The following is a 23,281-nucleotide window of genomic DNA, read 5'->3' as shown; positions in this document are numbered from 1 at the left end:
ATCCGGGGACATTATGATTAAGCGCGTTTTACAGTTACTGATTGCAGGTTCACTGATAGTTCTTCCGCTCATCTCGCAGGCATCGCGACAAATTATCGATCAGCTTGGCCGTCAGGTCACGATTCCCGATCGCGTCGATCGCGTGGTCGTACTTCAGCATCAGACGCTGAATCTGCTGGTGCAAATGAATGCCACCGACAAAATTGTTGGCGTGATGGCGAACTGGAAGCAGCAGCTTGGCGACAGCTATGCCCGTCTGGCACCGACGCTGAGCCAGAAGGCAGCGCTGGGTGATCTCACCCATGTTGACCCTGAAAAACTGGTGGCGCTCCATCCACAGGTGGTGTTTGTGACCAATTACGCGCCTCAGGAGATGATCGACAGCATCAGCGCGCTGGGCATGCCGGTGGTGGCCATCTCCCTGCGCCACGATCGGACGGGCGAAAAAGCAAAACTCAATCCGACTCTGGCTGATGAAGAAACCGCCTACGATAGCGGATTGCGCGAAGGAATCACCCTTATCGGAGAGATCGTCAATAAACCGGCGGAAGCGAAAGCGCTGATTGAAGCCACCGATCGGGGCCGTAAAATGGTCAGTGACCGGCTGAAAGCAATTCCGGCCAATCAACGCGTTCGCGCATATATGGCAAACCCGCAGCTGACCACCTACGGCTCAGGTAAATATACCGGTCTGATGATGGCGCATGCGGGCGCAATCAACGTGGCGGCGGCAACTGTGACCGGATTCAAAACCGTCTCAATGGAACAGGTGATCGCCTGGGATCCTGAGGTGATTTTTGTCCAGGATCGTTATCCGTCGGTGGTCGCTGAAATCCAGCATTCCCCGCAGTGGCAGACCATTTCGGCGGTGAAAAACCATCGGGTCTATCTGATGCCAGATTACGCGAAAGCCTGGGGCTATCCGATGCCGGAAGCGATGGGTATTGGTGAACTGTGGATGGCGAAAAAACTCTACCCGGCGAAGTTTCAGGACGTGGATATGCGCAAACTGGCGAACGACTGGTATCAGCGATTCTACCGCACCTCCTGGCAGGGTAATGACTGATGCGCGTGCTGGCGGCTGGTAGCCTGAAAAGCGTATGGCCCGCGCTGATGGCCCACTTTCCGCATGCTGTCGACAGCGTATTTGGCCCTGCCGGACTGTTGCGCGAACGCATCGAAGCGGGAGAATCCTGTAACCTGTTTGCCTCCGCCAATATGGCGCATCCGCAGCGATTGCTGGATGACGGACGAGCGCTGTCGGTAAGCCCGTTTGCCAGCAATACGCTGTGCCTGACGGTGCGTAACGACGTGCTGCAAACCGGTGACGACTGGTTCACCCTGCTCACCCGCCATGAACTGCGGCTGGCAACGTCAACGCCGGTAAGCGATCCTTCAGGTGACTACACTCAGGCGCTTTTTAGCCGGATGGGTCCGGCTGGCGTGGCGGTACGTTAGCGTGCAATGCCATTGGTCGGTGGACCTGATTCTGTACCGGTGCCGGCTGGCAGGCTGGCGGCGGAATGGCTGCTTATCGAGGGCCAGGCGGATCTGTTTATTGGATATTCCAGCTATCGGACCGCCCTGCGCCAGGTTGCCGGGCTGACAGTGATCGATATCCCGGCAGCGTATAACCCGCGCGTCGCCTATGGTTGTGCAGTCATCACGCCCGAGGCGGAGCGGCTGGCGCAATTTTTAGCGTCGGCACAGGCAAAAGCCGTATTGCGTCAGGCCGGATTTGGTGGTTAGCCGCAGCGCCGTCTTAAAACTCTTCCGGTTCACCTGGCAGTGGCTCAGTCAGTTGCTGCCCTTTCACCCCGGCGTAGGTGATCACCAGTTCGGCTGGCTGGTCGAGGGTAAAACCCCGATGTGCGCTGTTAACCGTTTCATTCAGCGCTTCTCCGGCCTTAAAAGTTTGTTGTTCGCCACTCTGTTTATCTTCAACAATTAAGGTACCGGACAGCACAAACGCCGCATTGGGCATCGGATGGGTATGCCAGGGTAATGAGGTGTTGGCAGGCAGTGACAGCCGCATCACGGTCAGTTCGGGCTGGCCCGCCGGGTAGCATTCTATTTCCTCACCGTTCCAGGCCTGACTGCTGCGCATTACTTCGACTGCGTTAACCCCGGAAGCGTTGTTATCCTGTTTTGACATGGTAAATCCCTGTTAATAATTCAACTGTGAGCAGAACGATCTGGCCTGCTTAGCGGGATAAGCATAGAAGAAATTCGCCGCTCCGGCGCAATCGGCCTTGTGCAGCGCGCCATTGCCGTGGCAGGAAGAATATTGCACAGCTCCTCGACAGTGATATTTTCATCAAAACGGCAGCGTCGGTTTTTTTGTGCTTAATTAATGAACAATGTTGGTGTTTGTGGTTATAAGATATATCCGTCAGCCAGTACGCATCCTAACAATTCTGTATTATCTTTGATGCCATCTACAACCTAAGGGATATTTGATAATGAAAGGTCTGTTCACGGCGTTACTCGCCAGTTCTGTTTTATTATTATCCGCCTGTAACCAGGATGACGACAACAAAGTAAAAGTGGCGATTAATACCGGGCCGGATGAAGCGATCTGGCAGGTGGTACAGCAGGTAGCGAAAGAGAAATATAAGCTGGATGTGGAAGTGCTTAACTTCAACGACTATGTGTTACCTAATGAAGCGCTGAATAATAAAGAAGTCGATGCTAATGCCTTCCAGAGTCTGCCTTATCTGGAAGATCAATCTAAAGAACGTGGCTACAAATTTGCTGTGGTCGGAAAGACCTTTGTCTTCCCGATTGCGGCCTACTCGCACAAAATCAAAAATATCAGCGAGCTTCAGGATGGCGCAACGATCACCATCTCTAACGAAGCGACCACCCTCGGACGCAGCCTGTTACTGCTGCAGGCACAGGGCCTGATTAAGCTTAAAGATGGTGTCGGCTATTTACCGACCTCACTGGATATTACTGAGAATCCAAAGAATCTGAAACTGGTTGAAGTTGATACGCCGCAGCTGACCCGTACGCTGGATGATCCTAACGTTACCCTTTCGATCATTAATACCAATTTCTCGGCGCAGGCTGGATTATCAGCGCACCGTGACGGCTTATTTATGGAAAGTGCGGCCTCTCCTTATGTCAACGCGCTGGTTTCACGCGAAGATAATAAAGACAGTGATAAAATTCAGAAGCTGAAATCGGCACTGCAATCACCTGAAGTAGCGGCCAAGGCAGAAGAAGTTTATAAAGGCGATGCCATTAAAGGCTGGTAATTAACTTTACGCCAAAACGTAAAAAGGCCGCACAGTGTTGCGGCCTTTTTTATGCCCGGCGTTGAGGCATACCCTTAATGATTTCCGGCTGCATCTGGCATTATTTCAGCAAAGCAGCGGTCAGGCGGCGGCGCCCTTAGGCTGTGCTGAAACATGACCGGCCCACAGGCTGGCGATCCATTTCACCCCTTTTGAGGTAAAACGTGCCTGGGAAAAGGCGTGCTGGTTTTCACCCACACCGGAATGCAGCGTGAAATAACCGGCCTGCAGGTGGTAATGCTGTGGTGTCAGCGTCCCTTTTGCACGATACATAATGTTGCGTTCCAGCAGGAACTGACGGAATTCAGGCTCTTTGACCTTCAGCATTTTGCACAGCTGGCGAAAACCCAGCGAATCTTCAACCTCAACAAAGCTGTCAAAGAAAGCCGCTTTTGGGGCAGAAAGCGCCAGCTGCTGCTCAGCGGCCTGGCGCTGTTCAAACTGCTCAGCCCAGGCGCGTGCAGCTTCCGCCGGATTGGTGAAATCGGGCAGATGAGTGGTTCTTTCGCGATCCTGCCAGCGATCCAGCACTTCAGCGGTAAAGCCCGGTGACAGGCGCGCCACGGCCAGCAGCGAATCACGTTTATTCAGGCGGTACTCCTGGCGCACTTCCCCTTCCCGCTCATAATCATTGACGATTATCGGTTGCGACAGGCGCTGGGCGGTCTCCAGACTTTTAATTAACCGCTTAACTTCTCCATGCGTGATGCCGGTCATCTGAGCCAGTTCACGGCTGCTCATTGTGACCGATTGTTCCAGTGATTTGAGGCTTTCAGTCGAAATCATCATGGGTTAACCCCTCACTAACTCTACCAATACCCAGCGGGCAGTAGATTTATTATACAAACACCTGTTCAAATATCCAGTATTTTATTTGAGCAATTGCCTAACCGGAACCCGTTACGCAAAACGGCGGTTGCAGAGGAATTTTTACCGGGGAGATAGCGGTTTCGCTGGGGTGTGGTTTAACGATGCAGCCATACGGATGAAGCGGATAGCAGTGAGGATGCTGTCGCTGTCTGGCGATGAGGACACTGTGGCTGTTTATGCAACGCGATGTTGCCAGCATCGCCCCGCGCGTTTCAGCTTTAAACACAGCATGATCGATAAAGACGGACACAGATTCTTTACATTACAGTATAGTAGTGGCGGTCGAATCCACCTTTCGCCGCGGCTGAACGCCCTGCTTACTGACTTATTCAGGACAATGAGACCTATCCTGAATAGCGTTTCAGGGCGCGCCAATCTACTGACTGCCGGATCGCCGCCGATCGATTGACTCGCGCGGCCATCCGGGCAAAACATATTGATTCGGGGCACAGGCGCTTTATCTCAGCCGTCAGCCTGCCGATGTCACTTTAACTGGAGTAAGTCATGCAGCCGTTGAAAGTCGCCTTTATCAAAGCAAACTGGCATAGCGAAATCGTTTCTCAGGCCCTGAGCGGATTCGAACAGGAACTGGAAAGTCGCGGTACGCCATATGAGATCAAAACATGGGATGTTCCGGGCGCTTTTGAAATGCCGCTGCTGGCGCAACGTCTGGCTCAGACCGGCAAGTTTGACGCCGTAGTCTGTGCCGCACTGGTTGTCGATGGCGGAATCTATCGCCATGATTTTGTCGCGCAGGCGGTTGTCACCGGTCTGATGCAGGCCCAGCTGACCACCAACGTGCCGATCTTCTCGGTGTCGTTAACGCCGCATAACTTCCAGCCAGCACCGGAGTTTATTGACTTCTACACTGAACATTTCGTGAAGAAAGGCAAAGAAGCGGCGCGTGCTGTCAGCCAGATCCATGCGATCGCACTCTGATTTTCTAAATACTGCGGCTGAGGGTGATGTCACTCTCAGTCAGCCTGCCGGTTAGAATCAACCGAGAGTCGCTGTGCTTTAATAGGTGCAGCCGCGTCGGCTCTTGCTGCCGGAGCCTGAGTAAGGAGAATATGATGGAGAAGCCTCGCCCGCCCTTGCCACCGTTTACCCTCGCCGAACAGGCTAGCGAAAAGGTCCGTCTGGCAGAGGATGCCTGGAATAGTCGGGATGCTGATCGGGTTTCGCTGGCTTATACCATCGACAGTCAGTGGCGCAATCGAGACACCTTTATTACCGGTCGCGCGGAGATTATCGCCTTTCTGCAGCAGAAATGGCTGCGGGAGCAGCAATACCGGTTGATTAAAGAGTTGTGGAGTTTTCACCACAACCGCATTGCGGTGCGGTTCGCCTATGAATGGCATGATGCCAGTCAGCAGTGGTATCGATCTTACGGCAATGAAAACTGGGCTTTCGACGACAACGGCTTAATGATGCAGCGTCACGCCAGTATTAATGACCTGCCAATCACTGAAAGCCAGCGACTGTTTCACTGGCCGCAGGGCCGCCGTCCTGATGACCATCCTTCACTCAGCGAGCTTGGCCTGTAGTTTCGGGACTACCCCGACTGAATGCACCCAGCGAGGCTTACCGCTGGGTGATTACTGTCATCACTGGTGCGCTTAACCCTGTTCGTCAGGATTTTCGACAAATGACGCTTTATTACGGGTGACCGTATAAGCCACTTTTTTGACGTCATCAGGTGACGTTGTCACTTCAATTGGGGCAATGGTGACCCGACCGAGACCGAACAGCGTTGGGACGTAGCCACCAACCTGATGTTTGCCTGCCGGAACGTGCAACAGCATGCTTTCGCCATTGGGTAACGGGCCGGCATCTTTACCGTCCACCGTCAGAAAAACGTTGGACCCATCGTCTGCACGGGTTTTGATGTGTGAAACATCGATCTGCGTCGGGCCAGCAGCAAATTCACTGGGAGCATCGTTAGCGGCGTGGCGGGCACAACCGGTGAGTACAACGGCAGCCGTCACGGCGGCGAGTGTAAAACGATAAGGCATTTGGCAGTCTTTCTCCTGGTCATTTGAGCCGCCTATTTTAGCGGTTTGCCTGCCGGAAGTAACGGGTTGGCGGGTCGGTATGCTCTTAAAAACCGGCTGAATAGCGGCTTATTCATGCTCTTTTAGCGTAAATAAATTTTACTGAATAAATACACAGCTTTTCATTCGCCTGATACCTGATCATATAACCACCTGATCAGCCAGTAATTAACCGATTTTACTCCACGGATAAGCGCAGCGTCACGGCAGCTATGCTGCTATTTGAACGCAGATTGCCCCCTATCAATTTGTCGTTATGAGGTTCATAGTGGCTGCTCATCCCCGGTTAATCCCGGCGGCCTTCCCCTCATCAGAGGGCACGATATGTATTCTCATACTACTGAAACAGTCTGCGCAATGACGGGCACCCATCCGGCGAATCTGAAAAGCTGGATGAAACAGGGCCTGCTATCACCGCAGATACGTCAGGATCAATGGAGCGACGCGCAGTTAAGCGAAGTCCGCAGTCTGGTTGCCTTAACCGCAACCGGCGCGACGCTACAGGAAATTAAACAGGGACAGGCGAGCGCATCAGCCATCTCCACCGCGGGCTGGACAGCACGCAAAGGCGATATGCTGTGGCAACTCGAATTTGGTACCCCGTTGTCGTTGTCGCGCCAGATGCACAAAATGTCCAGCGACTACAGCGGTGATGATTTTATCTTTAATCTGTTACGCCCGCTCAGCGACTGGCTGCGTGCCGATCGCCGTCAGGGTGCGGTACGTCGGCTGGGACGTTTCCAGCAGTCGGTGCAACAGCAGGCTGACAAGGTGATGCGCGCGTCATCACGCAGTGAAAGCACCATCCCGCTATTTCTCGAAGCGGTCAGCGTGCGCGATGAAACCGAAATCTGGCTGGAAGCGATTCGGCTGTCGGCGATGGGCTTCAACGTTGATGTTGCTTCGCACACCAGCGGTGAGCCAGCGGTGAAAACCGATTTACATCAGCACCATGTGATGTGGTGTGGCGCGGGCATCAGCCAGACAATGCAGGACTATTTTGAACAGCAGCGCCAGGCAGGTGAGCCGGTGATGCTTAGCGGTCCCGATCGTAATCTGCACTATGTTGCGACTCTCCGGAACAAAACCTCCTCGGCTGCCTGACTGCAGGCAGCATTTTCTCCGAATCCCTCCCTGTATTCCGCCCCAGGCACATATTTTTTTCGGTTAAGAATCTCTTAAGATGGCTGCGTATACTGATGCCACCACACAGACTCATTGACGAGACGATAATGAAAAAAACCTTGCTGATCCTTAGCTTATTTATGCTGCCTGCCACCTTTAGCGTTGCTCAGGCGTCCGATGACCTGACCGGTTGTGCCGCGAAAAAGCAGGAGATTGAAACCCAGCTCTCCTATGCTCGCCAGCATAATAATACCCATCAGACTGCCGGTCTTGAAAAAGCACTGAGCGAAGTAAAGGCCCACTGTACCGACAGCGGTCTGTTGCAGCAGCGGCAGGAGAAAGTCGCTGAGAAAAAGCAAAAGGTGCAGGAGCGGCAACAGGAACTGGCAAAAGCACAGGCTGAAGGACGTAGCGCCAGTAAAATTGAAAAACGTCAGCAGAAACTGGCTGAAGCCCGTCAGGAACTGCAGGAAGCGGAACAGGCGCTGCAGCAATAATCTCACGTGGACCAGCCGCACCGGCTGGTCCACCCCTTCGCTTTTTCACTGCACGTTATTTTTCCGATGAACGGGCTGCTAACGCTAATTGCCTGATTAGCCTGCGCTATCTTGCCGCAACCCATTACTTAATCTCATCCTTTGATTACTTATTCTCATGCACTTAATTGGTGCATCAAAGTCAATATCGCTGTGATCAATTATTTAACTTTTTGAACGCCTTCAAAGATCTGAAAAATGGCGATATTTCCCTTTCTATGCAGCCGCTATGCGCTCTCTGCGCATGATTATTCGCCTATGATGGTGAGCGAATGCGGATAATTATTCACTGCGGATGCGCCAAAAAGGCGCAATCAGCGCTGCTGCGGTGCTGACATCACCATCTTATTTGTTTCAGGAGTGTTAGATTATAGCGGCGCAGTGATTTGCGCTCTGTCTCCACGGCTCCACACAATAAATAACTTCATTAAGAAAGGTTTTTTATGGATAAGTTATCTTATGCGTCTGAAAGCAGTACATCTGCCTGGTCCACCTACTTACAACAAATCGACCGGGTTGCGCCCTATTTAGGCGATCTTTCACGTTGGATAGATACACTGCGTCATCCAAAACGTGCGTTGATTGTCGATATTCCTCTGCAAATGGACGATGGCTCAATCCGCCATTTCGAAGGCTATCGCGTACAGCACAACCTTTCACGCGGTCCGGGCAAAGGCGGCATTCGCTACCATCCGAATGTTGATCTCAATGAGGTGATGGCGCTTTCCGCCTGGATGACCATCAAGTGTGCCGCAGTCAACCTGCCGTATGGTGGTGCTAAGGGCGGCATCCGCGTTGATCCTTTCAAACTGTCCGATGGTGAACTTGAGCGACTGACCCGCCGTTATACCAGCGAGATCGGCATCATCATCGGACCGCAAAAAGATATTCCTGCGCCAGACGTCGGCACTAACAGCAAAGTGATGGCGTGGATGATGGATACCTACTCCATGAACCACGGCACTACGATTACCGGCGTTGTCACCGGTAAGCCGATTCACCTCGGTGGTTCGCTGGGTCGTGAAAAAGCCACTGGTCGCGGGGTGTTTATCACCGGCCGTGAAGTGGCGCGTCGTGCCGGTATTGATATTGAAGGCGCCCGCGTTGCGGTGCAGGGCTTTGGTAACGTCGGCAGCGAAGCCGCCCGCCTGTTTAATGAGGCTGGCGCACGAGTGGTGGTGATTCAGGACCATACCGCGACACTGTTCAATGCCGACGGCATCGACATGGCTGCGCTGACTGAATGGCAGATCGCCCATAAGCAGATTGCCGGCTATCCGGGCGCACAGACCATCGATAAAGAGGCGTTCTGGACCACGGAAATGGACATCCTGATCCCGGCGGCGCTGGAAGGTCAGATTACCCGCGAACGAGCCGAAATCCTGAGCTGCAAAATCGTGCTGGAAGGCGCTAACGGTCCGACCTATCCCGATGCTGACGATATGCTGGCGACGCGCGGCATTATCGTGGTGCCGGATGTGGTCTGTAACGCCGGCGGCGTAACCGTCAGCTACTTCGAGTGGGTGCAGGACATGGCGAGCTTCTTCTGGAGCGAAGATGAGATCAACCGTCGTTCAGACAAGATCATGACCGATGCGATGGTCCACGTCTGGGAGAAAGCCAAAGAGAAAGATTGTTCACTGCGCACCGCAGCGTACATCGTGGCGTGTGAGCGCATTCTGATGGCGCGTAAAGATCGCGGTATCTATCCTGGCTAATCTGGCTGGCGCTGCCGTTACCGGCAGCGCCCGTTTTCACGCCTGCTTCATCAGCACCTGAAACTGAGGATTAAACTCGTCAAAGATCGGTAATGCGGCAGCGCCAAGCGCAGCGGTATCACTCCCGGTCATTCCTGTCTTCAGACGCATCGCATTGAGATAGCGCCCACGCACCGACTGATAAAGCGGCGGTAAACGGTGCACGATCTGTTCCAGTAACGGCGCTGGCATCATCCCGCCAATAATCACCGCTTCAGCATCAAACACCGATTCCAGAATATTGATCGCCTGGCGCAACGGGATCAACACGCTGTCAATCCACGCCGCAAACCGTGCGGGTTCAATCTGCAACAGATCTTCCGGCAGCGCGCGCATCGGGTCGAGTCCGCAAAATTCGTAGGCGGCCTGGAGCGAGACGTAGCGTTCAAGGCAGCCCTGGTTACCGCAGTAACAGTCGCGTCCGCCTGGTTCAACCACTATGTGCCCTATCTCGCCGGCATTGTGGGCGTGGCCGGTATAGATGTGGCCATCGGTAAAGATCCCCGCGCCGAGACCGGTGCCAATGTAGAGATAGATAAATGAGTTGAGCTGGCGAGCAACGCCGTGAAAGCGTTCGCCGATGGCGGCTACCGTGGCATCGTTCTCCAGCGTGACCGGCAATCCGCTGAGGACTCTGAGTTCGGCTTCGATATCAACCTGCTCCCAGCCGTTCAGGGTGGTGGGACCCACCGAGGAAATGCCCTCTACGCCAAACGGCCCCGGCATCACCACGCCAATGCCGAGAACTTTACTCCACTGCGCACCAAGAAAGGTACGCATCTCATCCAGCACACCAGCAATGCGCGCCAGAGTGGCAGCGGGCTGGGGCTTTTGCACCATAACGAGGCGGCGCAGGTGCACTTCGCCGCTGAGATCGACCAGCACCAGCAGCAGCGTCTGATGATCGAGATGAATGCCAATCGACCAGGCGCTGGTGGGATTCAGCGTTACCGGAATCGACGGCTGACCGCGTCCGCTACGGCGCGGCTGGCGGCTGGTCAGCAGTTCCGCCTGCTCCAGTTCCGCCACAATGTTAGAGACCGTCTGCGGCGTCAGCGCCGTCATGCGGGCCAGTTCTGCGCGCGTCAGTTCGCCATGCAGACGAATGGCTTCAATCACCACGCGTCGATTGTGCGCCCGCGCATGTTCAAGGTTAGTGCCCGAGGTTGTCATGTTGTTTTCCATTACAGCGGGACCGACAGTATTAGTCCCTGTGGCGGCGCGGGCAAATAATATCTTTGATCCTGCACACAAATCCGGGCGAACAGGATAGGCAGTTTTAGCGTAAAAGCGCAGTCTGAGTTTCAGCGTTGTTACGGCATTGTTTCATCCGCTGCGATTTTTGTGGCACGCCGTTTGCTTATTACTTTCCAGGCCAGTGCAATAACTGCCCCAGATTACGCCCCTGATTAAATCAATCAAATTGATTTAATTAATCGACATCCTGTTGCTGCATAGTGGAGAAGATCATGTCACAGCGTTTTACCCCTCAACTCAAAGCGGGCGTTGCCGCCCTGCTGATGCTCAGCGCCGGCAGTGCGGTAGCGGCCAGCCAGATCAATGCCCTGTTTATGACTCAGGCGGCCTACAGCGAAAATGATATTCGCGCCATGACGCAGAATTTTCAAAAGCAGCATCCGGATGTCAGCGTCAATCTGGAGTTTGTGCCGTATGAAGCGCTGCACGACAAGATTGTTGCGGCGCGCGGTGCCGGTGGCAATGGTTACGATGTGGTGCTGTTCGATGCCATCTGGCCGGCTGAGTTTACCCGTTTCGATCTGCTGCAGGATGTGAGCGCCCGCATCACGCCGGAAGAGAAAGATAAAGTTTTCCCGGGCGCGATGAACACGGTGATCTATAAGGGCAAAACCCTGGGAATGCCGTGGATTCTGGATACTAAATATCTCTACTACAACAAGGCGATGCTGAGCAAAGCGGGCATCACCACCCCGCCACAGACCTGGCAGCAGGTGCTGGACGACGCAAAAATCATCAAGCAGAAAAAAATCGTTAACTATCCGCTGGTCTGGAGCTGGTCGCAGGCCGAAGCGCTGGTGTGTGACTACACCACACTGGTGTCGGGCTTTGGCGGCCAGTTCTATCAAAACGGTAAGCTCAACTTCTCCAGTCCGGCCTCGCTTAAAGCGTTAAACCTGATGAAAAGTTCACTCGACGACGGACTGAGTAATCCGGCTTCACGCGAGTATCTGGAAGAAGATGTGCGTAAATCCTTCTCCAACGGTGATGCAGCGTTCGCGCTCAACTGGACCTATATGTACAACATGGCCAACGATCCTAAGCAGAGTAAGGTGGCGGGCGACGTTGGCATCATGCCAGCGCCAGGTGATGCGCCGGGCCAGGCGGGCGGCGTAAACGGCTCAATGGGTCTGGGTATCGCCAAAGGCAGCACCCATCCGGAGCAGGCATGGCAGTACATTCAGTATATGACCTCACAGCCGGTACAGAATCAGTACGCCCGCCTCAGCCTGCCAATCTGGAAATCGTCTTATCAGGACCCGGCGGTGAAAAAAGATCAGGAGAGCCTGATCGCTGCGGCTGATAAGTCACTAAACGTGATGCTGTCACGTCCGGAAACGGCCGACTATTCACGTCTCTCGAACCAGCTTCAGCAGCAGTTGCAGCAGGTGTTACTGGGTAAAACCACGGCCCAGGATGCGATGGCGGCGGTGGATAAAAGCGCTGCGCGTCTGCGTTAAGGAGTCATGATGCTGAGTTTGCGTCAACGCGAACAGCGTCAGGCATGGGTGCTGCTGGCACCCATGCTGCTGGTGATGCTGCTGCTTACCGCCTGGCCTTTGTTGCGCACCATCTGGCTGAGTTTTACTGATGCTGCGCTGATTGGCAGCGGGGAAATGCCAGGCTGGATCGGACTGGAAAACTACGTTTACGCGCTGAGCGATCCCGACTTTCGGGCATCGATTGGCCGTACGCTTTATTTCACCCTCGTCTCGGTGACCTTTGAAGGCGTGATTGGCGTGCTGGTGGCGTTGCTGCTTAACCAGAAGTTTGCCGGACGCAATATCCTGCGGGTGCTGGTGATTCTGCCGTGGGCGCTGCCAACCATCGTCAACGCGATGATGTGGCGGCTTAACTTCAACCCGGACTATGGCAGCATCAACGCCCTGCTCAGCCAGCTGGGTATTATCGACGGTTATCGCAGCTGGCTAGGCTCACCGGATGCCGCGCTCAATGCGGTAATGTTCGCGGATATCTGGAAGAACTATCCGCTGGTGACGCTGCTGGTGCTGGCTGCGCTGCAATCGATTCCGGAGGATCTGTTTGAAGCTGCCAGACTGGATGGGGCTTCCGCCTGGCGCCGCTTCCGGGCGATCACCTTCCCGGCGATCGTCGCCCCGCTTGGGGTGGCGCTGGTCCTGCGCACCATTGATGCCTTTAAGATCTTCGACATTATCTACGTAATGACGCGCGGCGGGCCGGTAGACAGCACCAAGACCCTGAGCTTCTTCGTTTATCAGGAATCCTTTAGCTATCTGCGAGCCGGCAGCGGTGCGGCCTATGCGATGCTGATGACCCTGATGTGCGCCCTGCTGATCACCCTCTATCTGTTGATGTTATGGCGTCAGCGCCGTCGGAGTTCTGCTTATGAAAACTAAACTGCGACGGGTGTTGCGCTATGGCGCGGCGCTGCTGGTGGCGATCACTATTCTGGCCCCGATGGGCTGGCTGTTCCTGATGAGCGTCAGTTCTGCCAGCGATCTGTCGCGCGTTCCGCTCGAGTGGCTGCCCCGGCAGTGGGATTTTAGCCGCTATCACGGATTGGTGTCGCTGGCACCGAATCAGCCGGGCAACATCTTTCTGCATGCGCTGGGCAATAGCCTGCTGGTCGCCAGCGTAGCAACCGCCATCTCACTGCTGCTGGCTATTCCGGCGGCCTTCAGCTTCTCCCGTTACGCCGGTCGCGACGGCTGGCTGTTTGGCGCGCTGGCCATCTACATGGTGCCGCCGGTGGCTTTCGTGCTGCCGCTCTACTTCCTGCTCCAGCAACTGGATCTGCTGAATACCCGGCCTGGCCTGGTGATGGTCTACTGCTCGCTGATCCTGCCGTTTCTCACCTGGATGCTGAAGAACCAGTTCGATTCGCTGCCACGTGATATCGAGCAGGCCGCCCGCCTCGATGGTCTGCGCTTCTGGCAGGTGCTGCTGCGCATTACCCTGCCGCTGGCGAAGCCGGTTCTGGGCGCGGCCGCGCTGTTTGGCTGGCTGCTGGCGTGGGATGAGTTTTTCTATGCGCTGCTGTTTACCAGCAATATTTCGGCCCAGACGCTACCGGTTGCCATTGCCGGCTTTACGGCCGGACGGGCCACCGATGACGGGCTGATCGCCGCTATCGGCATTCTGGCCTCGGTGCCGCCACTGTTTATTGCCATCTGGCTGCAGAAGACGCTGGTTAGCGGTCTGGCCAGTGGGGGAAGTAAGGGATAACGATGCCAAACACGACTTCATCCACGCTTTACGTGGTGGGCAATATCAATGTGGATTTGATTATGGGCACGCTGAGCGACTGGCCACAGCGTGGTACCGAAGTGATGCTGCAACACAGCGAACTGCGTCCGGGCGGCTCAGCCGGTAACTGTGCGCTGGCGCTGGAGGCGATGCAGGTGCCGCACCGCGCTATCGCCAATCAGGGCGATGACGGATTCAGCCACTGGCTCGCCAGTCATTTCCCGCACAGTGCGGCGCACTGGCCACGCTATCGCTGTGAAACCTCGCTGACGGTGGGCGTCACCCATCCTGACAACGAACGTTCGTTTATCAGCAACTTTGGCCATATCACGCAAATGACCGCTGCGGATGTGCTGAACCAGCTGCCCGCGCAGGCCGTACCGGGCGATATCGTTCTGCTGTGCGGCACCTTTCTCTGCCTGGAACTCTATCAGGCGTATCCGGCGCTGCTGGCGGCGCTACAGCAACGGGGTTTTGCTGTGGCGGTCGATACCGGCTGGCCCCCCACCGGCTGGCATGATGAGCTTCGCCAGCAGGTTCATCGCTGGTTAGCCGATTGCGACTGGCTGCTGCTGAACGAAGTTGAAACGCTCGGCTTAGCCAACGGCGCGTCCGTGGAGCAAAGCGCGGTTCAGCTGGCGGCCCGGCTCAGTGGTCGCGGTGGCTGTGTGGTGAAAAGCGGTGCGGACGGCGCGCGGTTGTGGTCTGCCACCGGGACGCTGCACGTGGCGGCGCAACCGGTGACGGTGGTTGATACCATCGGCGCCGGAGACAGTTTCAACGCCGGTTTTCTTGCCGCGCTGCTTTACCGCCAGCCAACGCAGACCGCGCTGCGCTGGGGCATAGATGTCGCCTCTCTGGCGATCAGCAGTTCACCGCGCCGCTATCCCGGCTGGCAACAACTCCAACTTTCACATGAGGTGCGCTAATTATGGCCAGTGTTGAACTTGTACAGGTGGCTAAGCGCTACGGTAAGCAGAGCGTGCTGCACCCGCTGGATCTCACCATCCCCGACGGCAGTTTTACCGTGCTGGTTGGTCCCTCCGGCTGCGGTAAATCAACCTTATTGCGTTTGCTGGCGGGGCTGGATAGCGTCTCTGACGGGGCGATCATGCTCGATAAAAAACGCATCAACGACCTCGATCCCGCTGACCGCGATATCGCCATGGTATTCCAGAGCTATGCGCTCTATCCGCACCTGACGGTAGCAGAGAATCTGGCCTTCCATATGCAGGTCAAAAAGGTGGCGCGCGAGGAGCAGAAAAGCAAGATCGCCCGCATTGCCGGCATCCTCGGCATCGGACAGCTGTTGCAACGTTATCCACGGGCGCTATCGGGCGGCCAGCGGCAACGTGTGGCGATGGGACGCGCGATGGTGCGTAATCCGCAGGTGTTTCTGTTCGATGAACCGCTGTCTAACCTTGATGCGCAGTTACGCATGGAGCTGCGTGCCGAGATCAAATCGCTGCACCAGCGTTTTAAAACCACCATGGTGTATGTGACGCACGATCAGGTCGAGGCGATGACGCTGGCGGATCAGATTGTAGTGATGAAGGATGGCGTTATCGTGCAACAGGGCGCACCGCTGGCGATCTACGATCGTCCGGTGAATACCTTTGTGGCACGCTTTATCGGTTCGCCGCCGATGAATCTGCTGGATGCGCAGTTTCAGCCGCGTGATGGCGTGCCGGGCGTGCTGTGTGGTCAACAGTGGCTGCCGTTACCGCCCCGCTGGCACCGTGCGGCGGGTGAGCAGCCGGACCAGCCGGTGACGCTCGGCGTGCGGCCTCACGATTTAATCAGCGATGCGGGTGGTCAGCCAGCCGATGTCAGTATCGTTGAGATTACCGGCGAGTCGACGCTGCTGCATCTGAACTGGCAGGGTTTCGTCCTGCATATGCAACAGAGCGGGCGCAGCGAGGCGACGTCGGGCGGGACATTGCCGGTCACCGTCAATCCGGACAAGATGCATCTGTTCGATGCGCACAGCGGTGAGCGCCTGACCGAACAGTAATCAATAAAAAACCCGCCAACGGCGGGTTTTCTTTATCATCAGCGGATTACGTTAAGCCAGATGGAACTGCTCGACCGTTTGCGCCAGCTGTTGCGCCTGGTCTTCCAGTGAACTGGCCGCGGCCGACATCTGCTGCACCAGCGCGGCGTTCTGCTGGGTGGTGCCATCCATTTCGTTAACGGCAATCGTCACCTGGGTAATGCCGCGCGCCTGCTCATCCGAGGCGGAAACGATCTCCCCGATAATGCCCTGCACCGAATTAACCGCCTGCGTCATCTCCTGCATGGTCTTACCGGCATCGTTCACCAGCCTGACGCCGCTTTCAACCCGTACGCTTGACTCCTCGATCAGTGCCGCGATCTCCTTGACCGCACTGGCGCTGCGCTGCGCCAGATTACGCACTTCAGATGCCACCACTGCAAAGCCACGGCCCTGCTCGCCAGCGCGTGCCGCCTCCACCGCAGCGTTGAGCGCCAGAATATTGGTCTGGAAGGCGATGCTGTTGATCATGGTGGTGATGTCGCCGATCTTCTTCGAACTGTCATCGATCTGCGCCATGGTCTGGACCACCTGGCCCACCAGCGTGGCGCCGCGGCTGGCGATGTGGGTGGCATTTTCCGTCAGGCTGGTTGCCTGCTGCGCATTATCCGCATTCAGGCGGATGGTGGCGCTGATCTGCTCCATACTGGCGGCGGTCTGCTCCAGCGCGGCCGCCTGCTGCTCGGTACGGGATGCCAGGTTGAGGTTGCCGCTGGCAATTTCGCCCGCGCCCTGACGCACCGATTCGCTGGCATCTTTAATCTGGCCAACGATTTGTCGCAGCTGACTTTGCATGGTTTCCAGCGCGAAGAACAGGCTGCTGCGGTCGCCGGCTTTGATAACGATGGCATTGTCGAGTTTGCCATCCGCTACCGCCAGCGCGATTTTAGCCGCCTCAATCGGTTCGCCACCAATCGGACGTAATACTTTACGGCTGAACAGCAGGCCCAGCACCGTTCCGACCAGCAGAATGCTGACGATCATCAGGCCAATGGCCCAGCTCAGCTGACGGTTAGCGGCGGCCATCACCTGACTCACCGGCGCCACCACCCCGAGGTACCAGGGTTTATCGCTGTCGCCAATAATCACCGGTTGCCAGGTCATCAACGCCTCTTCTCCCAGCACTGAATCAAAATGCTGCACCACGCCCGAGGTGAAATGATCGGTTTCCCCTTTCCACGGCTTACCGGCCTCATCTTTGACCGGCGATGACACCACCTTTCCACCATTGGAGAGCAGCAGCGCATAGCCGCTTCCCTGCCAGGGTTTGATTTGATTCACCTTCTGCTGTAATGACGCGAGTGAAATATCGGAGGTGACAATCGCCTTCAGCGTGCCCTGTTCGATTATTGCCGCCGCGACCGAGGTCAGTAAGGTCGGCACGCCGTTATAGGCATAGCTGTAAGGCTCGATCAGGGTATCTTTCTTCGATTGCTGCGGGATTTGATAGTAATCACCCTGACCTGGCGTCAGGATTGAGAGCAGAGGATGCATGGCGAATTGACCCGCCTGATCGCGGTCAACAAACCAGGCGTAACGCCCCTGTGGAGCCTGGCCCGGCTGGTTCACGAATTCGGCATCGCGACCATCGAAGGCGTTCGGTTCAAAGATCACAGACATCGACAGATAGTCGGGATTGGCCCGCAGTGAATATTCCATGATCTTATCGACCACTTTGCGGTCGGTAATACCGGCATGGGGTAAAGCGATCAGGCTTTGTCCCAGATGGCTGGCCACGTCACGCGCATGACTCAGCTCCTGTTGCACCTGTAAGCCGCGGCTTTGGGCAATCTGCTGCAGATACTTCTCTGCCAGCGCCTTCTGCTCTTTGCCTGACTGCCAGCTAAGGACACCGATCGTCACGGTAAATCCCAGCATAATGGTCAAGCCGCCGGTAATGAGCATCTGCGCTCGGGTACTCATTTTCTTTTTATCTTTTAACTGACTGGCCATGTTGATTCCCCTGGAATTTACCCTTTTCGCGACCTCCCTGTGGTTCTGGTGCTCCTGAGATCATCTATCGGCGCCGTTTTTTTGAACTTTAATTACGCAACCGGCTGGAGTGTGCGGGTCAGACCGGATGATAAAAGCGGGAAGTTGATCGCAAAGGGGTTATGGCGACAGCAATGAATCTGTTTAATTTGATCTAAAACAATACCGGCAGCCGTCACTACTGTCAGTTTATGTAAACAGACGTTGTTGTTCCCTCATCACGGTGGAGAAAAATCAATGACCGGTAAAATTGGCTTAGCAGGCGGTATGATCATCTGGTTAGCGTATGTCGCCTGGATTGTTCACTACTACTCAGACACCTTTTTGCAATTCTCCCGCTAAACAGACAGGACCTTCGGGTCCTGTTTTCTTTTGTGTCTGGTGGCTGACAAAGTGGTCTGTGAGCCAAATCTTCGTTACAATCGACTCATTATGTGAGCCGAATAAGCAGACTTATTCGGCTCATTACCCTGATGATGAGCCGGATATGACGACTGACTGGATATGGCAACAGGCCGACTGGCCGCAATTTCACTGGCAGCAGGCCGCACTGTTACCTCGTTTGCGCCATCTGCAGCAGCAGCGCGGTTTACTGCTGGGCCGTGCCAGCCTGCACCCCGGCGATCAGGCGCAAACGCTCGACACTCTGCTCAGCAATATCCTCTCCTCCTCGGCGATTGAAGAAGAACGGGTAAACGTACAATCGGTGCGTTCATCTCTGGCGCGCCGCTTAGGCGTGACCGAACAACAGCCTTATCCGGTTTCGGATCGATCGGAGGGACTGGCGGCGATGATGCTGGATGCCATTAACAACCGCAGCCAGCCGCTCACGCTGGCGCGTCTTTATCAATGGCATTGCTGGTTATTTCCGGCCGATGAATGGTCCGTGCAGCGTCTGAGTGTTGGCACCCTGCGCGGCAGCGAGCCGATGCAGGTCATATCCGGACGCATCGATCGTCCGACGGTGCATTTTGAAGCACCGCCGCGCAGCGGACTGGAACCGCAGCTGACAGCGTTTATTGCGTGGTTCAACCGCAGCGAACAGGATGTGATGCTGGACCCGTTGCTGCGCGCCGCAATCTGCCATCTCTGGTTTGTTACCCTGCACCCTTTTGATGACGGTAATGGCCGTATCACCCGCGCTTTAACCGATCTGGCACTGGCGCAGGCTGACAGTCAGAGCATCCGTCTGTACGCGATGTCACCTGCCATTCTGGCCCACCGCGCGGATTACTACCGCATCCTGGAACAGACGCAGAAAGGCGGGCTGGATATTACCGACTGGCTGGTGTGGTTTCTCGATATTCTGGATGAGAGTCTGCAGCAGGCGATTAACACCGTTGCCCGCACCCAGGCAAAAGCACGCTTCTGGCTCCGGCATCAGGGACTGGCCCTGAGCAAAGAGCAGGTAAAAGTACTGAACCGGTTGTTAGACGGCGGCGAACAGGGTTTTGAACAGGGGATCAGCGCCAGTCAGTATCAGAAGGTGGCGAAAGTGAGTAAGGCGACGGCGACACGTCATTTAGCCGATCTGCTGGAGAAAGGCTGTCTTTACCGGCTGGAAGGCGGCGGACGCAGTACGCGCTATCAGGTCAGAGCCGCAGAAGAACGCTGAGGATCAGCGGACATCCTGGCAAACGAACATCACGTCAGCAGATCGTCAACCAACGCCCGGATAAACAGCCGGAGAAAATGGGATGAAATGCCTGGTGTCGCGCATGAGTAGCGCGGCGGCGAGATGCATCGCGGCGAAAAGGTCTTCGCCGCGATGGCGCATTGCTGCAATTACTGTTTCAGCGACGCCCCGTTGGTGCTAATCACCTCTTTGTACCAGTAAAAACTCTTCTTGCGGCTGCGCGCCAGCGAGCCGTTCCCACTGTCATCCCGATCGACATAAATGAAGCCGTAGCGCTTAGAGAGTTCAGCTTTCGATGCGCTGACCAAATCGATCGGTCCCCAGCTGGTATAGCCCAGCACCTCAACGCCGTCGTCGATCGCCTCGCGGACCTGCACCAGATGGTCGTTAAGATAGCTGATGCGATAGTCATCCTGCACCATGCCTGCTGCATCTGGCTCATCCTTTGCGCCAAGGCCGTTTTCAACGATAAACAGCGGTTTTTGATAGCGGTCCCACAGCACGTTTAACAGCGTACGCAGCCCGACCGGGTCAATCTGCCAGCCCCATTCCGAACTGGCAAGATGCGGGTTCGGCACCATGCTCAGGATGTTACTTCGTGCGCGCTGGCTATGTGCTTCGTCGGCGGTTACGCAGCCGGTCATGTAATAGCTGAACGAGATAAAATCGACGGTCGATTTCAGCGCCTGGCGATCGGCATCGGTGATATCCAGTCGGATGCCATTATCGCGGAAGAAACGCAGCATATAGCCCGGATAACTGCCGCGGCACTGTACGTCGCCAAAGAACTGCCAGCTGCGGTTTTCCTGCAGCGTTTTGAACACATCATCGGGCTTGCAGGTCAGCGGATACATCAGCCCGCCGAGCAGCATGTTGCCGATTTGAGCGTCAGGAATGATCTCATGACAGGCGTTGACCGCCAGCGCGCTGGCCACCAGCTGGTGGTGAATGGCCTGGTAGACTTCGCTTTTGCTGCTGCCGTCCGGCAGTCCGACGCCGGTCATTGGCGCGTGCAGCGACATATTAATTTCGTTGAAGGTCAGCCAGCGCTTCACTTTATGCTGATAGCGCGCAAAAACGGTGCGGGCATAACGTTCAAATAAATCAATCACCTGACGGTTGCCCCAGCCGCCGTACTGTTTTACCAGTGACCACGGCATTTCATAGTGTGACAACGTCACCAATGGTGTGATGCGGTGCGCCGCCAGTTCATCAAATAGCCGGTCGTAAAAGGCCAGCCCGGCCTCATTCGGCTGCGGATCGTCACCGTTCGGGAAGATGCGCGTCCATGCGATAGAGACGCGCAGACAGCTGAAGCCCATTTCGGCGAACAGTTTGATATCTTCCGGGTAGCGATGGTAGAAATCGATGGCGATATCTTTAATGCTACTGCTGCCGGGCTCACGCTCGACGATAGGACCAAATATGCCCTGCGGCTGGACGTCAGAGGTGGATAGCCCTTTACCCTCTTCGCGATAAGCGCCTTCGACCTGGTTTGCGGCCAGTGCGCCGCCCCATAAAAATGTACTCGGGAAACTCTTCATCACGTGCTCCTTTTAGTCGTGGCTTACGCTGAGCAATGGCGCACCGGCAACCACGGTGCTGGCCGCAACGGTCACCACCTGCTGATACGCATCGCTGTTACTGATAATGATCGGGGTCGCCAGATCGTATCCGGCGTCAATAATGGCCTGACGGTCAAAGGTCAGCAGCAGGTCACCCGGCTGCACTTTGTCGCCGACGTTTACATGGGCGGTGAAGGGTTTGCCGTCGAGTTTGACGGTATCGATCCCGACGTGAATCAATACCTCGATTCCGCTGTCGCTCAGCAAGCCAATCGCGTGTCGGGTCTGGAACAAGGAGGCAACCATGCCGGAAAACGGCGCAATAACCTGATTTCCTGAGGGAATAATGGCGGTACCCTGACCGAGCAGGCCGCTGGCAAAAGTGGCATCAGGCAATTGGTCGAGTGCCAGTACGCTACCGGTCATCGGTGAGAGCACCTCATTGGCACTGAGGGTAGCGGGCAACGCGGCCTCTGACGGACGGCGCGCACCCGGCATTCCCGCCAGCAGCGTCATTGTGAAACTCAGCACCAGCGCCACCAGCGTGCCGATAATGCCGCCCCATAGCGTACTGTCGACGCCACCCGGCGGGATCATCTGGGCAATAGTAAAGATATTGGCAAAGCCGAAGGAATAAACATGGGTATCACTGAACCCGACAATGGCACCGCCGATCGCTCCGGCGACGCAGCCAAAGTAGAACGGGCGACGTAGTGGCAGGTTAACGCCATAGACAGCCGGCTCGGTGATGCCGAAAATCCCGGCGGTGACCGAAGAGCCCGCCAGCACTTTCTGGCGCGCGTCACGGGTACGAAGCAAGACACCGAGCGTGGCACCTACCTGTCCCATTACCGCAGGCAACAGGATCGGTGCCATGGTGTCGTGACCCAGCACCGCCAGGTTGTTGATCATCAAGGGCACCAGTCCCCAGTGCAAACCGAAAATTACGCAGACCTGCCATAGTGCGCCCATCGCCGCGCCTGCCAGCCACGGAGCCTGCTGGTAAATCCACTGATAGCCATTCGCCAGCATCTGGCTCATCCCGGTCGCCAGCGGTCCAATCAGCAGGAAGGTCAGAGGAACGGTGATCGCTATGCAGATCAGCGGGGCAAAAAAGTTTTTCACGGAGGAAGGCAGAAAGCGGCTGCTCTGTTTTTCCAGCCAGCAGCTCAGCCAGGCGGCAAGAATAATCGGGATCACAGAGGAGCTGTAGTTAATCCAGGTTATCGGAATGCCAAAAAAAGCCTCGGTCACCGCCCCCGCCTGCTGGCTGGCCTCAAAAGCCGCAATCATAGTCGGATGGGTGAGTGCTCCACCAATGCTCATGGTGATAAACGGGTTGCCGCCAAATTTTTTCCCGGCGGTATAGCCCAGCACCAGCGGGAAGAAAAAGAACAGCGCATCACTGGCGGCGAACAGGATCTTATAGGTGCCGCTGTCGGGGGACAGCCAGTTGCAGACCACCGCCAGCGCCAGAAAGCCCTTGAGAATACCGGAGGCGGCCAGGATACCGATAAACGGAGTAAAAATGCCTGATACGATATCAATCAGGCGGTTGAACAGGTTGATCTTGTCGCCCTTCCCGTCATTGATGCTGGGTGCGTCTTCCGCCAGTCCGGCCGCTTTGCTGACGGCCTGCCAGACATCGTGGACGTGATTGCCAATCACCACCTGAAACTGACCGCCGCTTTCGACCACCATGATCACGCCTGGATTCTCCTTCAGACTGCGGGCATCGGCTTTGCCGTGATCCTTCAGCTTGAAGCGAAGCCGTGTGGCGCAATGTACCAGACTGACGATATTCTCTTTGCCACCGACGTGGCCGAGAATATCTTTCGCCAACGCGTGATATTCCATCTCGATTTCCTTATAGCCGTGGCCCGCGGGCGCCGGATGACTGAGTAAAAAA

Annotated in this window: 20 protein-coding genes and 1 pseudogene; 14 read left to right on the top strand and 7 right to left on the bottom strand. The window is 55.8% G+C overall.

Going from position 1 to position 23,281, the window contains the following annotated elements; genetic code table 11:
• Positions 1–13 precede the first annotated feature (13 nt).
• Positions 14–1,066: an ABC transporter substrate-binding protein gene (locus tag AABB92_RS11365; RefSeq protein WP_031374455.1), complete on the top strand. Its 1,053-nt coding sequence runs from the start codon at positions 14–16 to the stop codon at positions 1,064–1,066.
• Positions 1,066–1,749, top strand: a pseudogene (locus AABB92_RS11360) (molybdate ABC transporter substrate-binding protein). The gene AABB92_RS11365 and the pseudogene AABB92_RS11360 overlap by 1 nt, the downstream one beginning before the upstream one ends.
• Positions 1,750–1,762: 13 nt before the next feature.
• Here the strand turns inward: AABB92_RS11360 and AABB92_RS11355 are convergent.
• Entirely contained in the window at positions 1,763–2,155 is a 393-nt protein-coding gene (locus AABB92_RS11355) for a cupin domain-containing protein (protein ID WP_031374456.1), read from the bottom strand.
• Between the two features lie 307 nt (positions 2,156–2,462).
• On the opposite strand from AABB92_RS11355, the gene AABB92_RS11350 reads away from it, so the two are divergent.
• Complete coding sequence (locus AABB92_RS11350; RefSeq protein ID WP_031374457.1) at positions 2,463–3,260, top strand: MetQ/NlpA family ABC transporter substrate-binding protein; 798 nt, start codon at positions 2,463–2,465, stop codon at positions 3,258–3,260.
• A gap of 120 nt (positions 3,261–3,380) precedes the next feature.
• On the opposite strand, the gene AABB92_RS11345 is transcribed toward AABB92_RS11350, so the two are convergent.
• Positions 3,381–4,088, bottom strand: coding sequence for a phage antirepressor KilAC domain-containing protein (locus AABB92_RS11345; RefSeq protein ID WP_031374458.1), 708 nt, complete (start codon positions 4,086–4,088; stop codon positions 3,381–3,383).
• Between the two features lie 585 nt (positions 4,089–4,673).
• On the opposite strand from AABB92_RS11345, the gene AABB92_RS11340 reads away from it, so the two are divergent.
• Positions 4,674–5,108 carry a 6,7-dimethyl-8-ribityllumazine synthase gene (locus AABB92_RS11340; protein ID WP_031374459.1) on the top strand — a complete coding sequence of 145 codons (435 nt, stop codon included), beginning with the start codon at positions 4,674–4,676 and terminating at the stop codon, positions 5,106–5,108.
• A 134-nt stretch (positions 5,109–5,242) separates the two neighbouring features.
• Positions 5,243–5,716 carry a nuclear transport factor 2 family protein gene (locus tag AABB92_RS11335; protein WP_031374460.1) on the top strand — a complete coding sequence of 158 codons (474 nt, stop codon included), beginning with the start codon at positions 5,243–5,245 and terminating at the stop codon, positions 5,714–5,716.
• 72 nt (positions 5,717–5,788) lie between these two features.
• On the opposite strand, the gene AABB92_RS11330 is transcribed toward AABB92_RS11335, so the two are convergent.
• The gene (locus AABB92_RS11330) at positions 5,789–6,184 is read right to left on the bottom strand and encodes a hypothetical protein (protein ID WP_031374461.1); all 396 of its coding nucleotides are present in this window, start codon (positions 6,182–6,184) and stop codon (positions 5,789–5,791) included.
• 363 nt (positions 6,185–6,547) lie between these two features.
• On the opposite strand from AABB92_RS11330, the gene AABB92_RS11325 reads away from it, so the two are divergent.
• From AABB92_RS11325 to AABB92_RS11315, 3 genes are all read left to right on the top strand, one after another.
• Complete coding sequence (locus tag AABB92_RS11325) at positions 6,548–7,327, top strand: MerR family transcriptional regulator (RefSeq protein ID WP_031374462.1); 780 nt, start codon at positions 6,548–6,550, stop codon at positions 7,325–7,327.
• A gap of 128 nt (positions 7,328–7,455) precedes the next feature.
• The gene (locus AABB92_RS11320; protein WP_031374463.1) at positions 7,456–7,845 is read left to right on the top strand and encodes a DUF1090 domain-containing protein; all 390 of its coding nucleotides are present in this window, start codon (positions 7,456–7,458) and stop codon (positions 7,843–7,845) included.
• A 482-nt stretch (positions 7,846–8,327) separates the two neighbouring features.
• The gene (locus tag AABB92_RS11315) at positions 8,328–9,602 is read left to right on the top strand and encodes a Glu/Leu/Phe/Val family dehydrogenase (protein WP_031374464.1); all 1,275 of its coding nucleotides are present in this window, start codon (positions 8,328–8,330) and stop codon (positions 9,600–9,602) included.
• 36 nt (positions 9,603–9,638) lie between these two features.
• Here the strand turns inward: AABB92_RS11315 and AABB92_RS11310 are convergent, their stop codons facing one another.
• Entirely contained in the window at positions 9,639–10,814 is a 1,176-nt protein-coding gene (locus AABB92_RS11310) for an ROK family transcriptional regulator (protein ID WP_031374465.1), read from the bottom strand.
• 296 nt (positions 10,815–11,110) lie between these two features.
• Between AABB92_RS11310 and AABB92_RS11305 the strand changes: the two genes are divergently transcribed.
• Genes AABB92_RS11305 through AABB92_RS11285 form a run of 5 tightly spaced genes read left to right on the top strand, consistent with a single transcriptional unit; the run spans position 11,111 to position 16,140 of the window.
• Positions 11,111–12,358, top strand: a complete 1,248-nt coding sequence (locus tag AABB92_RS11305) for an extracellular solute-binding protein (RefSeq protein WP_031374466.1) — start codon at positions 11,111–11,113, stop codon at positions 12,356–12,358.
• 9 nt (positions 12,359–12,367) lie between these two features.
• Positions 12,368–13,276 (top strand): carbohydrate ABC transporter permease, encoded by a 909-nt coding sequence (locus tag AABB92_RS11300; protein ID WP_031374467.1) that lies wholly within the window; start codon positions 12,368–12,370, stop codon positions 13,274–13,276.
• On the top strand, positions 13,266–14,105 hold the full coding sequence (locus AABB92_RS11295) for a carbohydrate ABC transporter permease (protein ID WP_046289319.1): 840 nt from the start codon (positions 13,266–13,268) through the stop codon (positions 14,103–14,105). The genes AABB92_RS11300 and AABB92_RS11295 overlap by 11 nt, the downstream gene beginning before the upstream one ends.
• Positions 14,106–14,107: 2 nt before the next feature.
• On the top strand, positions 14,108–15,055 hold the full coding sequence (locus tag AABB92_RS11290) for a carbohydrate kinase family protein (protein WP_031377684.1): 948 nt from the start codon (positions 14,108–14,110) through the stop codon (positions 15,053–15,055).
• Positions 15,056–15,057: 2 nt separating this feature from the next.
• Positions 15,058–16,140: an ABC transporter ATP-binding protein gene (locus AABB92_RS11285; protein WP_031377685.1), complete on the top strand. Its 1,083-nt coding sequence runs from the start codon at positions 15,058–15,060 to the stop codon at positions 16,138–16,140.
• 51 nt (positions 16,141–16,191) lie between these two features.
• Here the strand turns inward: AABB92_RS11285 and AABB92_RS11280 are convergent, their stop codons facing one another.
• Positions 16,192–18,132 (bottom strand): methyl-accepting chemotaxis protein, encoded by a 1,941-nt coding sequence (locus tag AABB92_RS11280; RefSeq protein WP_031377686.1) that lies wholly within the window; start codon positions 18,130–18,132, stop codon positions 16,192–16,194.
• 526 nt (positions 18,133–18,658) lie between these two features.
• Between AABB92_RS11280 and AABB92_RS11275 the strand changes: the two genes are divergently transcribed.
• A complete protein-coding gene (locus AABB92_RS11275) occupies positions 18,659–19,786 on the top strand; it encodes a Fic family protein (RefSeq protein WP_031377687.1) in 1,128 nt (375 codons plus the stop codon).
• A gap of 170 nt (positions 19,787–19,956) precedes the next feature.
• Here the strand turns inward: AABB92_RS11275 and AABB92_RS11270 are convergent, their stop codons facing one another.
• Positions 19,957–21,351 carry a glycoside hydrolase family 1 protein gene (locus AABB92_RS11270; RefSeq protein WP_031377688.1) on the bottom strand — a complete coding sequence of 465 codons (1,395 nt, stop codon included), beginning with the start codon at positions 21,349–21,351 and terminating at the stop codon, positions 19,957–19,959.
• A gap of 12 nt (positions 21,352–21,363) precedes the next feature.
• A complete protein-coding gene (gene bglF, locus AABB92_RS11265; protein WP_031377689.1) occupies positions 21,364–23,229 on the bottom strand; it encodes a PTS beta-glucoside transporter subunit IIABC in 1,866 nt (621 codons plus the stop codon).
• Positions 23,230–23,281: the final 52 nt, after the last annotated feature.

Source organism: Pantoea brenneri, assembly GCF_038594305.1.
Classification (GTDB): Bacteria; Pseudomonadota; Gammaproteobacteria; order Enterobacterales; family Enterobacteriaceae; genus Pantoea; species Pantoea brenneri.
The sequence above is the reverse complement of the archived record's forward strand: the minus strand, read 5'-3'. Positions and strand labels throughout refer to the sequence as shown.